The organism is Mesorhizobium sp. B2-4-3 (genome assembly GCF_006442815.1).
Taxonomy (GTDB): Bacteria; Pseudomonadota; Alphaproteobacteria; order Rhizobiales; family Rhizobiaceae; genus Mesorhizobium.
Window position 1 is genome coordinate 199,429 of sequence record NZ_VFVL01000003.1, and the last position, 19,300, is coordinate 218,728.

A 19,300-nucleotide genomic window follows, 5' to 3' on the forward strand; every position below is an offset into this window, starting at 1 on the left:
TCGTGCAATTTTTCACATCGAGATAAATCTTCCATTAACGTTGGCTAAAGCAGCTCCCGGGAACCGTGCGGAAACATTCACCGTCTCCGGGAAACGATGGGCTGTCGCATGGGCGAATCGCGAAACTACAGAAGGTCGATGAGGAACTGTATCAGCGGCGCGTCGGCCGGCGGCATCGGATAGTCGCGCATCTGCCGGGGCCTGACCCATTTTAGTCCCTGCCCTTCCTTGGGCTGCGCGATCCCGCGGAAGCGGCGGCAGACATAAAGCGGCATCAGGAGATGGAAATCGGCATAGGAATGGCTGGCGAAGGTGAGCGGCGCCAGGCATGGAATCTCCGTCTCGATGCCGAGTTCCTCATGCAATTCGCGCACCAGGCATTCCTCCGGCGTCTCGCCGGGCTCGACCTTGCCGCCTGGAAACTCCCACAGGCCGGCAAGCTGCTTTCCTTCCGGACGCTGCGCCAGGAGCACCCGCCGGTCGGTGTCGACCAGCGCGCAGGCGACGACCAGCAGCATACGCTTTCCGGTTGACTTGCTCTCGCTCATGCTCCCGCCGGCCGTCGATAATGGTAGCGATAGACTTCCTCGAAGCCGAGCGACCGGTAGAGCGAGAGCGCCGGCTCGTTGCTGGCTTCGACCTGCAGCCAGGCTTCGCGCGCGCCGCGCAGCCGCGCCCATTTCAGCGCCGACAGGATGAGATTGCGGCCATGGCCCTTCTTGCGCGCCGACTTTTCGGTGGCGACCTCGAACAGACCCGCCAGATCGCCGTCATGCACGCAGATCAGCGTCGCCAGCGGCTCGTTGCCCTCCTCGAGCGCGAACAGCCCCGCTTCCGGCTGGATGGCGCCGATGACCTCGGACAGGCCGGGCCGCAGCGAGGCGTCCGAGCCGCTCGTCCTCAGCGACGCGCCGATGAAGCGGCTGATGTCCTTGAGCGGAATCTGGTCCATGGCCGCACCGAGCTCGACCTCCTTCAGCGGCAGCCGCATCACCAGGGATTCGTCGAACCTGTTCCAGCCGGCCTTGTCGAGATGCGTGGACAGAACCAGTCCCGACAGCGGCGACATGCGGAAAGTCAGCGGCCTGCCATAGGCGTCGAAGCGCCGCGCCGCACGGCCGATGCGCTCTTCGATGGCGTGCGTGTCGCCCGGATCGAGCGGATTGACCGAGTTCAGGCGCTTGGCGGGGTGTCCTGCCGTGAGCCGTACCACCCAGGTCCCGTCATAATGGACGGCGGCCGCCGGCCAGGCGCGAAAGCCCGCCGCCTCGTAGCGGCGCACGACCGCCAACACGCTTGCCGGATGCCCGGACACCGGCGCCATCAGCTCCGGTAATCGCCGTTGATGGCGACATATTCCTTGGTGAGGTCGCAGGTCCACACCGTCGCCTTGCCGCGGCCGATGCCGAGATCGGCGCGGATGCGGATGTCGTCGCGCTTCATATAGGCCGAGGTCGCTTCCTCCGAATAGGCCGGGTCGCGCTCGCCCTCATGCGCGAGCCGATTGTCGCCGAACCAGATCGACAGCCGATCGCGGTCGGCCGGTTCGCCGGCCTTGCCGACCGCCATGACGACGCGGCCCCAATTGGCGTCCTCGCCGGCGACGGCCGTCTTGACCAGCGGCGAATTGGCGATCGAAAGCGCGATGCGCTTGGCCGAGCGGGCGGACTTCGCGCCGGTGACCGTGACCTCGACCTGCTTGCGCGCGCCCTCGCCGTCGCGCACCACCTGCAGCGCCAGCGACTTCAGCACCTTGCCGAGCGCCCGGCGGAAGGCGCCGAGCCGCGCATCCTTGGCATCGCTGATCGCCGGCGCGCCGCGCGCGGCGGCCTTGCCGGTGGCGAAGATGAGCAGCGTGTCGCTGGTCGAGGTGTCGCTGTCGACGGTCACCGCATTGAAGGTCTTGGCCGTGCCGCGCGAAAGCAGGTCCTGCAGCACGGGGGCGGCGATCGGCGCGTCGGTGGCGACGAAGGAAAGCATCGTCGCCATGTCGGGCGCGATCATGCCGGCACCCTTGGCGATGCCGTTGATGGTGACGTCGGCGTCGCCGAGCTTGACCGTCGCCGTCGCCACCTTCGGATAGGTATCCGTGGTCATGATCGCCTTGGCCGCCTCGGTCCACAGATCCGGCTTGCCGTCCTTGACCAGGCCGCCGAGCAGATGGCTGAATTTGGTGGTGTCGAGCGGCTCGCCGATGACGCCGGTCGAGGCCAGGAACACCTCGCTCTGCGAGCATCCGGCGGCCTTCGCCGCCGCCTCGCCGGTCAACGCGGTCGAAGCCTCGCCCTTCTTGCCGGTGAAGGCGTTGGCGTTGCCGGAATTGACCACCAGGACGCGCGCCTTGCCGGCAGGCAGGTTCTGACGGCAGAAGTCGACCGGCGCCGACGGGCATTTCGACCTGGTGAACACGCCGGCGACAGCCGTGCCCGGATCGAAGACCATGGCCAAGAGGTCGGTTCTGTTCTTGTATTTGATGCCGGCTTCGGCGGTCGCGATGCGCACACCCTCGATGACCGGCATCTTCGGATATTTCTTCGGTGCGAGCGGCGAAATCGTAGCGGACATCGGAACCCCGGAGCGGCAAGAACGCGAAAGGAAGGCCGGTTTGCCCGATAGCGCGCGTCGGCGCAAGGGGCGTTCTGGCCGCGCCTTCCCAGCTTGGCCGGCGGCTTGGCAGTTGGAAACGCGTCGTTTCGTTTCGTCGCCGAAGCCAATATGATCGGCGCCAGATTCACCGGCTAAGGAAGACCTCGATGGACGAAGCCGCCGCTCGCGGGCGCAAGTCGATCGGCGCGAAACGCAATCCCGAGAGCGCCGATGCCATCGTCAAGGCCGCCGAGGCGGTGTTGCGCGAGGCGGGCTATGCCGGCTTCTCGATCGAGGCCGTCGCCCGGCGGGCGCGGGCGGGAAAGCCGACCATCTATCGCTGGTGGCCGAGCAAGGCGGCGCTGCTGATCGAGGTCTATCAGCGGCAGAAGCACGTCGAGACGCCCGACACCGGGAACATCGAGGACGATCTGGCCGGCTTCCTCCAGAACCTGCTCGCGCATTGGCGCGACACCCCGTCGGGCAACATCTTCCGCTCGCTGATCGCGGAGGCGCAATCGGACGAGACAGCCGCGGCCGCCCTTGCAGAATATTCAAACAGGCGCCGCAGCCATACCGGCCGGATGATCGAGCGCGCCAAGGCGCGGGGCGAGGTGGCGGCCGATGTCGATGCCGGGATCGTCGCCGACCTGATCGCTTCCTTCGCCTGGCGGCATCTTCTGGCCGGACGGCTCGACGAGGACGACGCGGTGATCGCCGCCGTGCGCTACATCACGCGGGGAATCAGAGCAATTCCAGGAAAAGTGTGAGCGGTTAGGCTCGGCTGCTTCGCCGTAGCCTTCCGTTCGGAACCGCGTCAAAACAAGAGATAGAGCGTGTCGCCTGAATCCGGTTCAGCGCGGCGCGCTTTAGCGACCGCCTGATCCTTGAAATCGAAAGGGCGCCTGAAGGCGCCCTTTGCAGGATCATCCGGCGGATGCGGTTACTTGCCGGCTTCCAGCGTGTCGATGTCCTTCTTGAGCTTCTCGTCCGGGATCTCGACTTTGGCGGCCGCGCGCAGCTCCTTGACCATGGCGAAATACTTGTCGCGGATCACCGCCTGCTTGGCCTGGTCCTTGACGTCGTCGAAGGCCGGCGGCTGCTTGGCGCGCTTGTCCTCGACCTTGATGACGTGCCAGCCGAACTGCGACTGCACCGGCTCCTTCGAATATTTGCCGACGTCGAGCGCGAAGGCCGCCTTGTCGAACTCCGGCACCATCTGCCCCGGACCGAACCAGCCGAGGTCGCCGCCACTGGTCTTGCCGCTCGGATCGCTGGTGTGTTCGTTGGCGAGCTTCTGGAAGTCGGCGCCGCCGTCGAGCTGCTTGATGATCGCCTCGGCCTCTTCCTTCGTCTTCACGAGGATGTGACGGGCGTGGATTTCGTTGACCGGCGGCGTGTTGGCTATCTCCTGGTCGTAGCGGGCGCGCACTTCGGCGTCCGTCACCTTGTCGACAACTTCCTTCTCGACCACCTCGCCATGCAGGGCGCGAGCCTGCAGGAACGCCATGCGGCGCTGGAAGTCGGCGTCCTTGTCGAGGCCGCTGTCGACCGCCTTCTTGGCCATGACGCGGATTTCGATCGCGGCCGAGAGGGCAGCCGCGCGGCGCTGTTCGGGCGGCATCTGCGCGAACTGTTGCGACAGTTCGCCTTCGGCGAGCTGGAGATCGGCCTCGGTCAGCTTCTCGCCATTGACGGTGGCGACCACGGCATTGGGATCGACCGGAGCCGCCGCGGGCGCCGTGGCGTCCTGGGCGGGCTTGGTCTCCTGCGCCATCAGCGGCGACAGGCTAAGAGCCGAGAGCCCGAAGGCCAGACCGAGGCTGGCGAGCGAGGCGCGGCGGAACGACAGGGACATCAAGATAACTCCAATGGGGATTGCCAATAAGGATCGCGTGAGCGGAAGGGTTCCAAATCAGTCGGATTGTGGCGGAATTTGGCGCTGCCCATAGGGCTAACGCGGCGTTGACATCGATTGAGCCCCCTCTTATCTGTCCATCGACTTGGCGTCCAGAACCGTTTTCCGGGCGCTTTTTGCGTTTGTCCGCATTCACGCGGATTTGATGGGCCCGCCAGGTGCCTGTCGCAAACGGCTAAATTGCTATCGAAAGGACCATTGGATGGTCAGTCTCGGCGGTCTCGCCCGTAAGGTTTTCGGTTCTTCCAACGACCGCCGCGTCAAGTCGACCCGGCCAAGGGTCGAAGCCATCAACGCCATGGAAAACGAGATGCGGGCGCTTTCCGATGCCGAGCTTGCGGGGCGCACGGAAAAGTTCCGCCAAGATCTCGCCAACGGCGCCGCGCTCGACGATCTGCTGATTCCAGCCTTCGCCACGGTGCGCGAGGCGGCCCGCCGCGTGCTTGGCATGCGTCCCTTTGACGTGCAATTGATCGGCGGCATGGTGCTGCACAATGGCGGCATCGCCGAGATGCGCACCGGCGAGGGCAAGACGCTGGTCGCCACTCTGCCGGTCTATCTCAACGCGCTCGCCGGCAAGGGCGTGCATGTCGTCACCGTCAACGACTATCTCGCCACCCGCGACTCCGAGTGGATGGGCCGCGTCTACAAGTTCCTCGGCCTCAACGTCGGCGTCATCGTCCACGGCCTCTCCGACGAGGAGCGCCGCGTCGCCTACGCCGCCGACGTCACCTATGCCACCAACAACGAGCTCGGTTTCGACTATCTGCGCGACAACATGAAGTATGAGCGCGCGCAGATGGTGCAGCGCGGCCATTCCTACGCCATCGTCGACGAGGTCGATTCCATCCTGGTCGACGAAGCGCGCACGCCGCTGATCATTTCCGGTCCGCTCGAGGACCGCTCGGAGATGTACAACACCATCGACGCCTTCATGCTGAAGCTCGGCCCGGCCGACTACGAGGTCGACGAGAAGCAGAAGACGACGATCTTCACCGAGGACGGCACCGAGAAGCTGGAAAACATGCTGCGCGACGCCGGCCTGTTGAAGGGCGAGTCGCTCTACGACGTCGAGAACGTCGCCATCGTCCATCACGTCAACAACGCGCTGAAGGCGCATCTGCTGTTCCAGAAGGACCGCGACTACATCGTGCGCAACGGCGAGATCGTCATCATCGACGAGTTCACCGGCCGCATGATGCCGGGCCGCCGCTACTCCGAAGGCCTGCACCAGGCGCTCGAGGCCAAGGAGCATGTGCAGATCCAGCCGGAGAGCCAGACGCTGGCCTCCGTCACCTTCCAGAACTATTTCCGCCTCTACAAGAAGCTTGCCGGCATGACCGGCACGGCGCTGACCGAGGCCGAGGAATTCGGCAACATCTACGGCCTCGAGGTCACCGAGATCCCGACCAACCTGCCGGTCATCCGCAAGGACGAGGACGACGAGGTCTACCGTACGGTCGAAGAGAAGTACAAGGCGATCGTCAGGGAAATCCGGGAGGCCAGCGCCAAAGGCCAGCCGACGCTGGTCGGCACCACCTCGATCGAGAAATCCGAGCAGCTGGCCGAACGCCTGCGCAAGGATGGCTTCAAGGACTTCGAAGTCCTGAACGCGCGTCACCACGAGCGCGAGGCGGCTATCGTCGCCCAGGCCGGCAAGCCCGGCGCCATCACCATCGCCACCAACATGGCCGGCCGCGGCACCGACATCAAGCTCGGCGGCAACGCCGAGATGCGCATCGCCGAGGAGCTGGGCGACATGCCCGAAGGCCCCGAGCGCGAGGCCCGGGAAAAGGAGATCCAGGAAGACGTCGAGCGTCTGAAGGAAAAGGCGCTGGCCGCTGGCGGCCTCTATGTTCTGGCCACCGAACGCCACGAATCGCGCCGCATCGACAACCAGTTGCGCGGCCGCTCCGGCCGCCAGGGCGATCCCGGCCGCTCGAAATTCTTCCTGTCGCTGCAGGACGACCTGATGCGCATCTTCGGCTCCGAGCGCATGGACGGCATGTTGCAGAAGCTCGGCCTCAAGGAAGACGAGGCGATCATCCATCCGTGGATCAACAAGGCGCTGGAAAAGGCGCAAAAGAAGGTCGAGGCGCGCAACTTCGACATTCGCAAGAACCTGTTGAAGTATGACGACGTCTCGAACGACCAGCGCAAGGTGGTGTTCGAGCAGCGTATCGAGCTGATGGACGGCGAAGGCCTGTCGGAGACGATCGCCGAGATGCGCGAAGGCGTCATCGAGGAGATCGTCGCCAAGAACATCCCCGAAAACGCCTATGCCGAGCAGTGGAACGTCGCCGGCCTCAAGGAGGAAGTAGCGCAGTATCTCAATCTCGACCTGCCGATCGAGGAATGGGTCAAGGAAGAGGGCATCGCCGAAGACGACATCCGCGAGCGCATCACGGCCGCGGCCGACGGCGCCGCCAAGGAGCGCGCCGATCGCTTTGGCCCCGACGTGATGAACTATGTCGAACGTTCGGTGGTGCTGCAGACGCTCGACCATCTGTGGCGCGAGCACATCGTCAATCTCGACCACCTGCGTTCGGTCGTCGGCTTCCGCGGTTACGCCCAGCGCGACCCGCTGCAGGAATACAAGGGCGAGGCCTTCGAGCTGTTCCAGGGTATGCTCGGCAACCTGCGCCAGGCCGTCACCGCGCAGCTGATGCGCGTCGAGCTGGTGCGCCAGGCGGCGGATGCGCCGCCGCCCGAAGCCCCCGACATGTTCGGCAGCCATATCGACGGCTCCACCGGCGAGGATGATTTCCAGGGCGGCGAGACCGCGCTTCTGATGCGTCAGGACACCAATGCCGTCGTCGCGCTGGAAAACCGCGACCCGAAGAATCCCGCGAGCTGGGGCAAGGTCGGCCGCAACGAGCTCTGCCCCTGCGGCTCCGGCAAGAAGTACAAGCACTGCCACGGCACGTTCGCCTGACCCTCTTTTCCTTCTCCCCGTTCAACGGGGAGAAGGTGGCCCGCAGGGTCGGATGAGGGGCAGCGCCGGCGTTCGGCGATCCCGGTGGAGCGCCCGAGTTGGGCCTCCCTAGCAACTAGTCGCCCCAGCACAAGGATTTTGGCCGGTCGGCTCTGTTTGCGTTGGCAGGCGGCATGCCTTGGAGATTGGCCGAAACGCCCACCCCATCGTCATTCCAGGGCGGAGCAGGAGCGAAGCTTCGTCGCGAAGACCCTGGAATCCATGCCGTTACCTTCGCCAAGGCGCGCAACGGAGCAGAATTCTGCACCGCAGCAATGCTTCGAAGTCACGGAATGGATTCTATGGTCTGCGCCGCGTCGCTTCGCTCCTTGCTCCGACATAGAATGACGACGTCGGGGGCGGCTTCGACCAATCCCCGGCATTTGCGCTGATTTCACGGAAAGGAACGGAAAATCTTGCGCCGAGACAAACGGCAACTTTTCAATTCCTTGTGTTGGGGAAACTTAGTCACACCAGCCCCGAACTCCGCGCCGCGGCCGCCGCCTCGCCGCGCGAGATGACTTCCAGCTTCTCCAGCACCGCCGAGACGTGGTGATCGACCGTCTTGGGCGAAATGGTCAGATGCGCGGCGATCTTCTTGTTGGAAAAGCCTCGCTCGAGAAGTTCCAAGACTTCCATCTGGCGCTGCGTGAGGCCTGCCTGGTTGGCGCGCGTCGCCTGTCGCGGCCCTCTCGCGATGTGGCTGACGCCGCTTTCCCGCATAAGACTGCGCGCGTGCTGCGCGACCGCCCTCGCGCCAAGGTGCTCGAAAATGGCGAGCGCCTCGCGCTGCGCCGCTTCGTCGCCAAGCAGCAAGGCCATTGCCTGTTCGAAAGGCGCCCCCATTTCGGCCCATAGCGCTGCGGCGGCGCGCCAATCGCCGGTCAGTTGCAGGCGGTGCGGCTTCGCCATGCCGTCCGTATCGCCGGGTTCGGATCCGGGCGACAACAGCTCCCGCCAAGTGGCAAGTTCGCCGAACACGGCCGGCGTCGGCGCGAGATTCTCGGCAACCGCGATCAGACGCAGGGCTTCCTGCCTGTCGGCCTGCCCGAGCCAGGCCAATTCGGCCAGCACCTGGGCAAACGCCACCAGGCGCTGCAGCTCCATGCCCTTGTCCAGGAACCGCCTCATCTCTTCGACGATCGGCTCGGCCGACGGGTCGCCGCGACGGATGCGCAGCCTTGCCAGAGCCACCAGCGACGGATAGCGCACGAGCGGCGTCGTTGCGTCGTCGTCGACAACCTCATGCGCCATTGTCGCGGCATCGTCCCAAAAGCCGCGCCGAAGCAAAAGCTGCGCCTGCACGCCGCGCATGTAGTCGCGCCATGTCGCGAGATCGTTCTCGACGCAATAGCCGATGCCGCGATCCAGGAACGACGCCGCCTCCTTGAAATTGAGGCTATTCATCTCGACGCAGGCGCAGTTCGTGAAGGCGCGCGCCGCATGCTCCTGGAAGTTGCCCGACAGCGCAATCCCAAGGCTGCGGGCGAGATCGCGCCGCCCTTTGGCAAAATCCAGCCATTGTCCGGCGGCGCCGACATTGTTCAGCGCATGACAGAGAATGTCCGCCCGGTTGAGCCGCTCCGCCAGTTCGGCCGCCTTGGCGCCGAGCGAAAGCGTGTCCTCGAGCCGCTCGGCCAGCATCGCCAGTTGCGAGAGGTTGGAGTAGGCCATCGCCAGCTCGGCACTGTCGGGCGAGGTCTCCAGAAGTTCCACGGCCTGCTCCCCAAAACGGTCCGCCGCCTCGCGATCTCCGAGCAGATAGGCAAAGCGCGACAGGCACCTGAGGCTGTCGCCTTCCTTGAGCCGATCGCCCAGCGTCTGGCGCAGCTGGCGCGCCCAGCCCTGCGCTTCCATCGCCGCATCGACGCGGCCGATCAGGTGGCACTCGAAGGCATGGCCTTCATAAAGTTCCGCCCGCTTCTCGATCGGCAGGATATCCGCGTAGCGCAGGGCGACCTCGTAGTAACCCGCCGCATCGCGATGCGCGCCGACGCGGGAAGCCTCGCGTGCGGCGACCGGCGCGAGCTCGCACACCACGTCCACGCTTTGCGCCTCCACGGCATGATGCACCAGCCTTGCGGTGGCGACCTGCGGATTTTCCCGTAACGCCGCCAGCGCGCGCTCATTGTACTCCCGTCGTTTGCTGGGCGTCAGCGCCATCTCGATCGCCGTGCGGGCGATCTCGTGGCGGAAGGCATAGCCGTCGCCGAAATCCTCGAGCAGGCCGTTGGCGACGCATTCGGCAAGCTGGCCTGCGGCGGCGATTCCGCAAAGGCCGCTGAGCGCCCAGGCGTCGGCGCGGCGCGGGAACACCGAGACCGCGTCGAGCATCGAGCGGGAGCCGGGCGACAATCTTTCGGCGCGCGCCAGCACGGCATCGCGGACGCTCGCCGGCAACGCGCCATCGACCACCGCGGCGAGCAGCTCGGTGACGAAGAAGGCGTTGCCCGCCGTTGCGCGGTAGATCGCGTCGCCGTCGCGCTCGGCCGCCGCGGCGAGCGAGAGCACCGCGCTTTCGCTAAGCAGGGGCACTTCTATGCGTTGGATATTGCCGGCCGGTATCTCGCCGAGCGCCCGGCGCACGCGCATCTGTCCTTCGCTGCGGTCGGTGCGCGCCGTGATCAGAAGCAGGATGTGCGTGTTTGCAATGCGCCGGCCGAGGAAACGCACGAAATCGAGCGTCGCGTCATCGGCCCAGTGCAGATCCTCGATGACGAGCAGGCATGGACCTTTCGCCTCGAAGACGTCGAGCGCCTCGGAAAACAATGGCAGCCGCTGCACCTGGCGGTCGTCGATCGCTCGCGGCGGCTCCCACTGCGCCTCGCGGGCCAGATCGTAAAGCGGCCCCAGGGGATCGGGAATGGAGAGGTCCTCGCAGGCGCTACGAAGCACGGTCAGACCCTTGCCCAAGCGGCTTGCGAATGCCTCGGCCAGCGCCGTCTTGCCGGCGCCGGCCTCCCCCGACAGGACCACAACGCGGCCGCGGCCGCCTGTTGCGTCCGCCAGCAAGGCGTCCATTTGCTGCAGCTGCGTCTGCCGTTCCAGAAGCATTGTCACTTTCTCGCAAATCAGAATTTCCATCGTGGCGGGTCGCCGCCGCGATAGCCTGGGAAACGGGCGCGACAATGTGACTTTCCACACATTGAGGTGCCATCTTCCACATAAAACGTCGCAAAGATAGGGATTCGTCCCGGCCAATATGGGGAATGGCTCCGATGCGCACCTTCCGCGAAGGTGATTTCTGCTGGGTCGCGCTTGAACCGAGCGCAATTCACCGATGAAAGGAAACCAATCGTGCCTCGTTACCTGATTGAACGTACCTTCCCCGATGGGCTTCACGTGCCGATGAACGACGCCGGCGCGACTGCGATGGGGGGCGTCATCGCCCGCAACGCCGAGAAAGGCGTCACCTGGGTGCAATCCTTCGTCTCGCCGGACAAGTCGAAGAGCTTCTGCATTTACGATGCGCCCTCGCCGGAGGCGATCCGCAGCACCGCGCAGAAGAATTCGCTTCCCGTCGACAAGATCACGGAGGTCCGGGTCCTCGACCCCTACTTTTATCGCTGATCGGGCAGACCATGTTGGGCAGACCATACCCGTCGCCGGCGGACCTGACGCCGTGCCAGGGGACGAGACTGTATCCGCCGCGGCGGATATCGTCCCGTCACGGCGCGGCTTCATGCGACGGGCTGTGTCGGCGTTGCTTTCGCTCCTGCGAAACCGGCGCCGTCGTCTGCCGCCGCAGGACGATTACCTGAAACGCGATATCGGCCTGCACGAGCGGGAAAACCCGCGCGAATACTGGGAATATTGGTGGCATCACAGCTGATCCCGCGCCGGGCAATTCCAGCAAAACTGCGCAGCGGTTTTCCGTTCGGAATTGCCCAAAACAACGACTTGGAGCGGTTCGTTCGGTGAACCGCTCTGGTCGGGATCGGCGACCATCCTTTTTACCGACTGGCGCCGCCGGCGTTCGGAGTTGGCCTTACCGCCGACTGCCGCCGCCTGCGCGCCTCAATTGGAGAGACAAATGAACATTCAGACCTTAATCAAATGCGTTATCGGCGCTTCTGCTTCGATCATCATGCTGATGGCGGGCGCTGCCACGGCCGAAACCGTCAATCCGCTCGCCGAAAAGGTGCGGGCGCTCGACAGCCGCTTCGAGGACGTCGCGGTGGCCAAGGCCGAAGGCTACGCGCCGATCCCCTGCGCCAGCGGCCTCACCGGCGGCGCGATGGGCATCCACTACGTCAACGCCGCCTATCTGAAGGACGACGCCGTCGACGTCGGCAAGCCGGAAGCCGTGATGTACGAGCCGATGGCCGACGGCAAGCTGAAGCTGATCGCCGTCGAATACATCACCGCGAAGGGCCCGGCCTCGCTCGAAGGCCATCTGTTCAACTTCAACACCGCGCCCAACCGCTACGGCCTCGGCCCGTTCTACGAGCTGCATGTCTGGGCCTGGAAGCAGAACCCCACCGGCGCCTTCGCCGACATGAACCCGAACGTATCCTGCGACGCGATGCAGGGGATGTAGGAATGCCTCTTCCTTCTCCCCTTGCGGGAGAAGGTGGATCGGCGCGCAGCGCCGAGACGGATGAGGGGTGTTCCAGGGAACGCCGACGCCTCACTCCGCTGGAACACCCATCCGTCGCCTTCGGCAACACCTTCTCCCACAAGGGGAGAAGGAAAAGCCCGCTCCCCACCCACCCTTTCTTAAGGTGTTTCGGATAGACCGAAACCTTGGAAAGAGGCGGAAAACGGAGAGTATTCGGGGTGCGCTTTTCCGCGGCGACGACTGCAGGGCGGTTCTTGCCGCAGCGCTGGGCGCTGCGCATGCGGCCGCTGCTTGGCCGCATCGATGCCGTTCTGTTCACCGCCGACGAACGCGGCGAAGCCGGGCGCATGTCGCTGATCGCCTTTTCCATCCGCATCGTCAGCGCCTTGATCGCCTTCGTCAGCCAGGTGCTGATGGCACGCTGGATGGGCTCGTTCGAATACGGCATCTCGGTGCTGGTCTGGGTGACGATGGTCATCGTCGGCAACCTCGCCTGCCTCGGCTTCCACACCTCGGTCATCCGCTTCATCCCCGAATATCGCGAGCGCGGCATGCTGGCCGAGTTGCGCGGCATCGTCCAGGCGAGCCGCCTGTTCGTGCTCGTCGCCTCGACGCTGATCGCGAGCCTCGGCGCCCTTGGCGTGTGGCTCGCCTCGGACTGGATCGAAAACTACTACGTCATCCCCTTCATCCTCGGCGTCATCTGCCTGCCGATGATCGCGCTCGGCGATCTCCTGCAGGGGTTGGCGCGGGCGAATTCCTGGGCGCTGCTGGCGCTCTCGCCCACCTATCTGGTGCGCCCGGTGCTGATCCTGGCGTTCATGGCGCTGATGCTTGGCCTGCATTATGTGCCCGACGCCAAGACCGCGATCTTCGCCTCGATCGCCGCCACCTATGTCACCACGCTCGGCCAGTTGATGGCCGTCACCTCGCGCATGGAGAAAAAGATACCGGCCGGGCCGATGACGGTGCATTTCGGCCAGTGGATCCTCGTTTCGCTGCCGATCTTCCTGGTCGAGGGCTTCTTCTTCCTGCTTACCAATGCCGACGTGCTGATGGTCGGCGCCTATCTCGATCCCAATGACGTCGCCGTCTATTTCGCCACGGTGAAGACGCTGGCGCTGGTGCATTTCGTCTATTTCGCGGTCAAGGCCGGCGTCGCGCAGCGCTACGCCCAGTTCACCCATGGCGAGCCGCATCGGCTTGCCGCCTTCGCCCGTGAGACCGTCTCCTGGACCTTCTGGCCCTCGCTGCTGATGGCGCTCATGGTGCTGGCGCTGGGCGAGCCGATGCTGGTGCTGTTCGGTCCCGAATTCACCGCCGGCTATCCGCTGCTCTTCCTGCTGGTGCTGGGCGTCGTGGCGCGCGCCGCTGTCGGCCCTTGCGAAAGCCTGCTCACCATGAGCGGCAACCAGAACATCTGCGCCGCCGTCTATGCCATGACGCTTGCGCTCAACATCGGCCTCAACGTGATCCTCATTCCGCTGTTCGGCCTCTGGGGCGCGGCAATCGCCACCAGCCTCGCCATGGTCTTCGAGGCCAGCGCGCTCTCCTTCACCGTCTGGCGCAAGCTCGGCATCGTGATGGCGATCTTCGTGCCCGCAAACAAGGAAGTCGCCTGATGGCCGCCGTCCCGTTGCTCGAGGAGACCAGTGGCGGCACCGCCGGCGCCATGGTCTCCAACCTTGCCGGCCTGGCGCGCGAGGTCGACCCCGCCCATATCGAGCTCTTCGCCAGCAACAGGCCGGAACGCAAGCTCGCCATCTATCCGGCCTCGGCCGGCTTCGACCTTGTCGAGGAGCTCGACTATCTCAGCGCCCGCACGATCGAGCCGAACGTCTTCTTCAACCCGCGCTTCCTGGCGCCGGCGATGCCCCGGCTGGAAGACCGCGAGGTGCGGCTTGCCGTCATCCGCGACGGCGACGAATACCGCAACCGGTTGCGGCTTCTGGCGCCGTTCTCGGTCGAGCGGCCGGCGATCCCACTCGGCGTCCCGGTGATGCGCACATGGTCGAGCCCGTTCGGCCCGCTCGGCACGCCGCTGGTCGACCGCGACGATCCGGTCGGCGTCATCGAGGATTTCTTCTCGATGCTGTCGCGGCCGCATCTCAAGCTGCCCAAGGTCTTCGTGCTGCCCGACATCAAGCTCGACGGTCCGGTGGCGAGCCTCATGACCTCCTTTGCCGACAGCCGCGGCCTGACCATGGTGACCACCGGCAAGGTCGAGCGTCCGGTGCTTGAAAGCGATGCCGACGGCGAGGACTACCTCAAGGCCTCGCTGCGCCCGCATCACTATCGCGAATTCCGCCGCCTGAAGCGGCGTCTCGCCGACCTCGGCAAGCTCGAGCACACCGTGGCGCGCGGGCCCGACGAGATCCGCCACGCCATCGAAAGCTTCCTGACGCTGGAAGCGGCCGGCTGGAAAGGCCGCGAGCGCACCGCGATGGCGATCGACCGCTACCGCGCCGCCTTCGCCCGCGAAGCCGTGCACAGGCTGGCCGAGCAGGACATGTGCCGCATCCATCTTTTGACGCTCGACGGCCGCACCGTCGCCTGCCTGGTCGTCTTCGTCGAGGCCGGCGTCGCCTACACCTGGAAGACGGCCTATGACGAGGCGCTTTCCGCCTATTCGCCGGGCACGCTGCTGATGATCGAGGTGACCAAGCAGCATCTCGACGATCCCAACATCGTCATGACCGATTCCTGCGCGGTTCCGGACCATCCGGTGATGAGCCGCCTGTGGAGCGAGCGCAAGCCGATGGGCACGCTGGTGGTCGGGCTGACGCCGGACGCCGACCGGCTGGCACGTCAGGCGGCCTCGCAACTGCATCTCTACCGTGAGACGCGCAACATGGCGCGCATCCTGCGCAACCGCATGCGGAGCCTCTTGAAAAGGCGCTAGATCAACGGCAGGACACAAGCTATGGGTCCGGGCGGCGAATTTCGAGCCGGCCTTCACGAAACCATCCAGATGATCAGAAGTCTTTTGCGTCACACCAGTTTCCGTGCGGCCTTGCTGCTGATCGCGCTCTCGTCCGTCCAAGCCTGGCCCGCCCGGGCCCGGGCCGATACGTGCCCGGAGGATTGCAGCGATCCGCCACCCGCCCCCGTCAACATCTACAGCCAGACCGCGGCCGGTCATCTGAGCCCCGCCACCGCCGGCGCGCTGCCGCGCGTCTATGTGCCGAACCGCTCCTCCAACAGCGTCTCGGTGATCGACACCGTCACCTTGAAGGAGGTCGGCCGGTTCCCGGTCGGCAGCAAGCCGCAGCACGTCGTGCCGTCCTGGGATTTGAAGACGCTGTGGGTCGCCAACAACGGCACCGGCAAAAACGGCAGCCTGACGCCGATCGACCCTATGACGGCCAAGCCCGGCCAGCAGATTCCGGTCGACGACCCCTACAATCTGTATTTCATGCCGGACGGCAGCGCGGCAATTGTCGTCGACGAGGCGATGAAGCAGCTCGATTTCCGCGACCCGCACACCATGGCGTTGAAATCGAGCCTGCCGACGCCGACTTGCCCGGGTATCAACCATGCCGATTTTGCGGTCGACGGCTCCTATGCGATCTTCACTTGCGAATACGGCGATGGCGGCCTGGCCAAGATCGACCTGAAGAACCAGAAGGTGCTCGGCCACCTCGACCTCTCCAGGATGGGCATGCCGCAGGACATCCGCCTGTCGCCCGACGGCAAGGTCTTCTACGTCGCCGACATGATGAATGACGGCGTGTTCCTGATCGACGGCGACTGCTTCAAGGAGATCGGCTTCATCCCTACCGGCATCGGCACGCATGGCTTCGTCGTCAGCCGCGACGGCAAGCGCCTCTATGTCTCGAACCGCGGCTCGCACAAGATGGAGCAGGGCAAGGCCAGGGGTCCGGGCAGCGTGACGGTGATCGACTTCGCCACCCGCGCCGTGGTGGCCCAATGGCCCATCCCCGGCGGCGGCAGCCCCGACATGGGCAATGTCAGCGCCGACGGCAGGCAGCTCTGGCTCTCCGGCCGCTTCGACAGCGAGGTCTACATGATCGACACCACCAGCGGTGCCGTGACAAAAATCCGCGTCGGCGCCGAGCCGCATGGCCTCACCGTGTGGCCGCAGCCGGGGCGCTACTCGCAGGGGCACACGGGGAATATGCGTTAGGGCGTTCGGACGGTTTGCCACCCGAAGCTCGTGGGGGCAACGGCCTGCCATCCGAAGCTCGTGAAGGATGGCCTGCCACCCGAAGCTCGCAGAGCGAAGGGTGGTGCCCCTAGCCGGGATCGAACCAGCACTCCTTGCGGAACTCGATTTTGAGTCGAGCGCGTCTACCAATTCCGCCATAGGGGCTCAGGCCGGGCGGCCTGGATGGGCGCGGACTATACGGGCGGATGGGTGTTCGTCAACTGGCCTGTTGCGGATTTGCCCGCGCGACCTGTGGCATTGCCCATCCTTCGGCCGCGTGGCGAAGCAGACATTGTGCGACGCGGAAAATCTTTCTAGACAGACGACGAGTCGGGCGCCTCGCATACGGAAGCTGGATGCGGCGCTTTGGGTCCTTGTCTTCCTGCCTGTCGTTGCCCAAAACCGCCAAGCGCCCCGGGCGCCATAGATTAGGAGAGCCGATGCTTCGCGGACTTTACGACTGGACCCTGTCGCTGGCAGCGCGGAAATCGGCCGAATGGTGGCTGGCCTTCATCGCCTTCGTCGAAAGCTCGGTCTTCCTGGTGCCGGCCGACGTGCTCTTCCTACCTATGGCGCTGTCGAAACCCGAACGCGCCTATCGCTACGCGCTGATCGCCACGGTCGCCTCCGTGCTGGGCGGCGTCGCCGGCTGGTTCATTGGCCACTATGCCTATGAGGCGGTCGCCAAGCCGGTGCTCGAATTCTACGGCAAATATGACGAGTTCGAGCAGTTGCGCACCTCCTCCGGCGTCGGCTTCATCATCCTGATGCTGGTCACCTCGGGCGCGGCCCATCTGCCGCCGATCAAGGTGGTGACGATCCTGTCCGGCGTCATCGGTGTCAATCTCCTGCTCTTCATCGGGCTGGCGATCGTGGCGCGCGGAGCCCGTTTCCTGCTGCTTGCCTGGCTGCTGCGCCGCTATGGCGAGGAGATCAAGGAGTTCATCGAAAAGCGCTTGGGATTGATTGTCGGCGCCGGCGCCGCCGCCCTGATTTTGCTCTATATCCTCGTCAGATACGCCCACGGATAGCGACGCAGCAACGGATCCAATCGATGACCGCGACCATGAATGCCGACACCGGACGCCAGCGCACGCGCGCGGCGCTGTTTCTCGCCGTCGCCATGGCCGCGACGGTCGGCTCGGCGCTGGCCTTCCAATATATCGGCGGCTACATCCCCTGCCATCTCTGCCTGGAGCAGCGTACGCCCTACTATATCGGCGTGCCGCTGATGGTGCTGGCGGCGATCACCTCAATGCTGCGCGCGCCCGCCTGGGCGACGCGCGGGCTGCTGGCGATCGGCGGTCTGCTGATGCTCTACGGCCTCTATCTCGGCGTCTACCATTCGGGCGTCGAATGGGCATGGTGGCAAGGTCCGGCCGACTGCACCGCCGGCGCCGGCCCGGTCGACACCGGCGGCAAGGGCGTGCTCGACGCGCTCGACAAATTCGTGCCGCCCTCCTGCGACAAGGCGGCGCTGCGCATCCTCGGCCTGTCGCTCGCCGGCTGGAACGCCATCGCCAGCCTCGTCCTCGCGGCCGTCGCCTTCCGCAGCGCGCTGTCGCGGGATTGAGCAAGATTGATTGAGTGGCACGCCGCAGAGTTCGTCCAGAAATTCGCCAGCCCGGATTGGCTGGCGCGGCTTTCGAGAACCGGAGCGGAGCGTACTGGAGTACGTGAGCACCGGAAGCGCAGAAAGCTGCGGCAGACGGCCGGGCTCGCGGATTTCTGCCGAACTCTAAGGCTCCAGTTCGACATCCCAGTAGAGATAATCCATCCAGCTTTCATGCAGATGGTTGGGCGGGAACAGGCGGCCGTTGTTGTGCAGGTCGTGCACCGTCGGCTGATAGGGTTTTTGCAGCGGCCACATCTTGGCCTGGGCCGGCATCATGCCGCCCTTGCGAAGGTTGCAGGGCGAGCAGGCGGCGACGACATTCTCCCAGGTCGTCGCCCCGCCGCGATGGCGCGGGATGACATGGTCGAACGTCAGATCCTCCGGCGTGCCGCAATACTGGCACTGGAAACGGTCGCGCAGGAACACGTTGAAGCGCGTGAAGGCGGGATGCCTGGACGGCTTCACATAGGCTTTCAGGCTGACCACGCTCGGTAGCTTCATCGAGAAGGTCGGCGAAGAGACGGCGTGCTCGTATTCGGCGACGATGTTGACCCGGTCGAGGAAGACGGCCTTGATGGCATCCTGCCACGACCAGAGCGACAGGGGGTAATAGCTGAGCGGACGGTAGTCCGCGTTCAGCACCAGCGCGGGAAGCCCATCCGGAGATACGGCAACCGTCACGTCCTTCGCCTCCTTGCTTCTAGAACCGAACGGCGCGGATACTGTAAGCCCGACATGACAGGGATGTGAAGCGGATTGTCGTGCGTCGAAATCGCCAAAACCGCATGATTTTCAGGCTTTTTTTGCCATTTCGACAGTCGGCGCCGCATCCCTGCCCTTCAATTCCCGGTAATAGGCCCAAAAAAGCCGCGACGCGACACCCCGCCACGGGCTCCATGATTCGGCCAGCCGGATAAGCATTTTCTCCGGCGGGCGCGGGTCGATGCCGAGCGCATGGCCGACCGCCGTCTGCAAAGCGACGTCGCGCGCGGGAAACACATCCGGGTGGCCGGCGGCAAACAAAAGGTAGCATTCCGCCGTCCATGGGCCGATGCCGGGCACGGCCGTCATCGCCGCGATCGCCTCGCCGGCGTCCAGCGTGCACAGATGATCGAGATCGAGCCCGCCGGCCACGGCTTGCGCGACGGCGAGCAGCCCGCGCTGCTTCGGCCGCGACAGCCCGGCTTCGCGAAACACGGCCTCGCCGGCGGCAAGGATTGCTTGCGGCGTCAACGGGTCGACGAGTTTCGCCAGCCGCCCGAAGATGGCGTCGGCGCTCGCGCGGGAAACTTGCTGTGAAACGATAATGGAAGCGAGGCTCCTGAACCCTGGTTCCGACAGCCGCAGCGGCACTTCGCCTGCCCGGCCGCGCACGGTCGCCAGCCGCGGATCGATCCGGCAGAGCGCGTCGAGCCCTGTCGCAATGTCGTCGAGCGAGGCGATGCGTTGCACGTTGCTTGTTCCCAGGGCGCCCATGA

17 protein-coding genes and 1 tRNA gene are annotated in these 19,300 nt (G+C 65.1%); 10 read left to right on the forward strand and 8 right to left on the reverse strand.

From position 1 onward, the window contains the following. Nucleotides 1–125: 125 nt before the first annotated feature. Genes FJ956_RS05060 through argJ form a run of 3 tightly spaced genes read right to left on the reverse strand, consistent with a single transcriptional unit; the run spans nucleotide 126 to nucleotide 2,565 of the window. Complete coding sequence (locus FJ956_RS05060; protein WP_140673873.1) at nucleotides 126–548, reverse strand: (deoxy)nucleoside triphosphate pyrophosphohydrolase; 423 nt, start codon at nucleotides 546–548, stop codon at nucleotides 126–128. Further along, nucleotides 545–1,324: a GNAT family N-acetyltransferase gene (locus tag FJ956_RS05065; protein ID WP_181170108.1), complete on the reverse strand. Its 780-nt coding sequence runs from the start codon at nucleotides 1,322–1,324 to the stop codon at nucleotides 545–547. The genes FJ956_RS05060 and FJ956_RS05065 overlap by 4 nt, the downstream gene beginning before the upstream one ends. Then, nucleotides 1,324–2,565 (reverse strand): bifunctional glutamate N-acetyltransferase/amino-acid acetyltransferase ArgJ, encoded by a 1,242-nt coding sequence (gene argJ / locus FJ956_RS05070; RefSeq protein ID WP_140673871.1) that lies wholly within the window; start codon nucleotides 2,563–2,565, stop codon nucleotides 1,324–1,326. Before argJ ends, FJ956_RS05065 begins: the two co-directional genes overlap by 1 nt. A 188-nt stretch (nucleotides 2,566–2,753) precedes the next feature. Between argJ and FJ956_RS05075 the strand changes: the two genes are divergently transcribed. Further along, nucleotides 2,754–3,356 carry a TetR/AcrR family transcriptional regulator gene (locus FJ956_RS05075; RefSeq protein ID WP_140673869.1) on the forward strand — a complete coding sequence of 201 codons (603 nt, stop codon included), beginning with the start codon at nucleotides 2,754–2,756 and terminating at the stop codon, nucleotides 3,354–3,356. 173 nt (nucleotides 3,357–3,529) lie between these two features. Here the strand turns inward: FJ956_RS05075 and FJ956_RS05080 are convergent, their stop codons facing one another. Then, complete coding sequence (locus tag FJ956_RS05080; protein ID WP_140673867.1) at nucleotides 3,530–4,444, reverse strand: peptidylprolyl isomerase; 915 nt, start codon at nucleotides 4,442–4,444, stop codon at nucleotides 3,530–3,532. Between the two features lie 262 nt (nucleotides 4,445–4,706). Here FJ956_RS05080 and secA point away from each other — a divergent pair, with 262 nt between their 5' ends. Next, a complete protein-coding gene (gene secA / locus FJ956_RS05085; protein WP_140673865.1) occupies nucleotides 4,707–7,439 on the forward strand; it encodes a preprotein translocase subunit SecA in 2,733 nt (910 codons plus the stop codon). Nucleotides 7,440–7,946: 507 nt separating this feature from the next. On the opposite strand, the gene FJ956_RS05090 is transcribed toward secA, so the two are convergent. After that, entirely contained in the window at nucleotides 7,947–10,532 is a 2,586-nt protein-coding gene (locus FJ956_RS05090; protein WP_140673863.1) for an AAA family ATPase, read from the reverse strand. A 243-nt stretch (nucleotides 10,533–10,775) separates the two neighbouring features. On the opposite strand from FJ956_RS05090, the gene FJ956_RS05095 reads away from it, so the two are divergent. The 6 genes from FJ956_RS05095 (at nucleotide 10,776) to FJ956_RS05115 (ending at nucleotide 16,186) form a co-directional block, all read left to right on the forward strand. Then, nucleotides 10,776–11,048, forward strand: coding sequence for a DUF4242 domain-containing protein (locus FJ956_RS05095; RefSeq protein ID WP_095767571.1), 273 nt, complete (start codon nucleotides 10,776–10,778; stop codon nucleotides 11,046–11,048). A gap of 112 nt (nucleotides 11,049–11,160) precedes the next feature. Further along, a complete protein-coding gene (locus tag FJ956_RS30435; RefSeq protein WP_181170107.1) occupies nucleotides 11,161–11,310 on the forward strand; it encodes a hypothetical protein in 150 nt (49 codons plus the stop codon). A 255-nt stretch (nucleotides 11,311–11,565) separates the two neighbouring features. After that, a complete protein-coding gene (locus FJ956_RS05100) occupies nucleotides 11,566–12,018 on the forward strand; it encodes a hypothetical protein (protein WP_140674208.1) in 453 nt (150 codons plus the stop codon). 239 nt (nucleotides 12,019–12,257) lie between these two features. Beyond that, entirely contained in the window at nucleotides 12,258–13,661 is a 1,404-nt protein-coding gene (locus FJ956_RS05105) for a lipopolysaccharide biosynthesis protein (protein ID WP_140679864.1), read from the forward strand. Beyond that, nucleotides 13,661–14,941: a GNAT family N-acetyltransferase gene (locus FJ956_RS05110; protein ID WP_140679862.1), complete on the forward strand. Its 1,281-nt coding sequence runs from the start codon at nucleotides 13,661–13,663 to the stop codon at nucleotides 14,939–14,941. Before FJ956_RS05105 ends, FJ956_RS05110 begins: the two co-directional genes overlap by 1 nt. A gap of 69 nt (nucleotides 14,942–15,010) precedes the next feature. Then, on the forward strand, nucleotides 15,011–16,186 hold the full coding sequence (locus FJ956_RS05115) for a YncE family protein (RefSeq protein ID WP_140679859.1): 1,176 nt from the start codon (nucleotides 15,011–15,013) through the stop codon (nucleotides 16,184–16,186). 101 nt (nucleotides 16,187–16,287) lie between these two features. On the opposite strand, the gene FJ956_RS05120 is transcribed toward FJ956_RS05115, so the two are convergent. Then, nucleotides 16,288–16,372: transfer RNA gene (locus FJ956_RS05120), tRNA-Leu, on the reverse strand. 275 nt (nucleotides 16,373–16,647) lie between these two features. Here FJ956_RS05120 and FJ956_RS05125 point away from each other — a divergent pair. Together FJ956_RS05125 and FJ956_RS05130 are read left to right on the forward strand one after the other, a co-directional pair. Beyond that, a complete protein-coding gene (locus FJ956_RS05125; protein WP_140679857.1) occupies nucleotides 16,648–17,238 on the forward strand; it encodes a YqaA family protein in 591 nt (196 codons plus the stop codon). 23 nt (nucleotides 17,239–17,261) lie between these two features. After that, the gene (locus FJ956_RS05130; RefSeq protein WP_140679855.1) at nucleotides 17,262–17,780 is read left to right on the forward strand and encodes a disulfide bond formation protein B; all 519 of its coding nucleotides are present in this window, start codon (nucleotides 17,262–17,264) and stop codon (nucleotides 17,778–17,780) included. Nucleotides 17,781–17,945: 165 nt separating this feature from the next. Here FJ956_RS05130 and FJ956_RS05135 read toward each other — a convergent pair whose 3' ends face one another. Beyond that, nucleotides 17,946–18,503 carry an HNH endonuclease gene (locus tag FJ956_RS05135; protein WP_027167440.1) on the reverse strand — a complete coding sequence of 186 codons (558 nt, stop codon included), beginning with the start codon at nucleotides 18,501–18,503 and terminating at the stop codon, nucleotides 17,946–17,948. Nucleotides 18,504–18,614: 111 nt separating this feature from the next. Further along, on the reverse strand, nucleotides 18,615–19,274 hold the full coding sequence (locus tag FJ956_RS05140; protein ID WP_140679853.1) for a DNA-3-methyladenine glycosylase: 660 nt from the start codon (nucleotides 19,272–19,274) through the stop codon (nucleotides 18,615–18,617). Nucleotides 19,275–19,300: the final 26 nt, after the last annotated feature.

Bases quoted from the DNA above. Each gene is read 5' to 3' on its own strand.
- FJ956_RS05060 (WP_140673873.1), bottom strand. From the start codon at position 548: ATGAGCGAGAGCAAGTCAACCGGAAAGCGTATGCTGCTGGTCGTCGCC.
- FJ956_RS05065 (WP_181170108.1), bottom strand. From the start codon at position 1,324: ATGGCGCCGGTGTCCGGGCATCCGGCAAGCGTGTTGGCGGTCGTGCGC.
- argJ (WP_140673871.1), bottom strand. From the start codon at position 2,565: ATGTCCGCTACGATTTCGCCGCTCGCACCGAAGAAATATCCGAAGATG.
- FJ956_RS05075 (WP_140673869.1), top strand. From the start codon at position 2,754: ATGGACGAAGCCGCCGCTCGCGGGCGCAAGTCGATCGGCGCGAAACGC.
- FJ956_RS05080 (WP_140673867.1), bottom strand. From the start codon at position 4,444: ATGTCCCTGTCGTTCCGCCGCGCCTCGCTCGCCAGCCTCGGTCTGGCC.
- secA (WP_140673865.1), top strand. From the start codon at position 4,707: ATGGTCAGTCTCGGCGGTCTCGCCCGTAAGGTTTTCGGTTCTTCCAAC.
- FJ956_RS05090 (WP_140673863.1), bottom strand. From the start codon at position 10,532: ATGCTTCTGGAACGGCAGACGCAGCTGCAGCAAATGGACGCCTTGCTG.
- FJ956_RS30435 (WP_181170107.1), top strand. From the start codon at position 11,161: ATGCGACGGGCTGTGTCGGCGTTGCTTTCGCTCCTGCGAAACCGGCGC.
- FJ956_RS05100 (WP_140674208.1), top strand. From the start codon at position 11,566: ATGCTGATGGCGGGCGCTGCCACGGCCGAAACCGTCAATCCGCTCGCC.
- FJ956_RS05110 (WP_140679862.1), top strand. From the start codon at position 13,661: ATGGCCGCCGTCCCGTTGCTCGAGGAGACCAGTGGCGGCACCGCCGGC.
- FJ956_RS05115 (WP_140679859.1), top strand. From the start codon at position 15,011: ATGATCAGAAGTCTTTTGCGTCACACCAGTTTCCGTGCGGCCTTGCTG.
- FJ956_RS05125 (WP_140679857.1), top strand. From the start codon at position 16,648: ATGCTTCGCGGACTTTACGACTGGACCCTGTCGCTGGCAGCGCGGAAA.
- FJ956_RS05130 (WP_140679855.1), top strand. From the start codon at position 17,262: ATGACCGCGACCATGAATGCCGACACCGGACGCCAGCGCACGCGCGCG.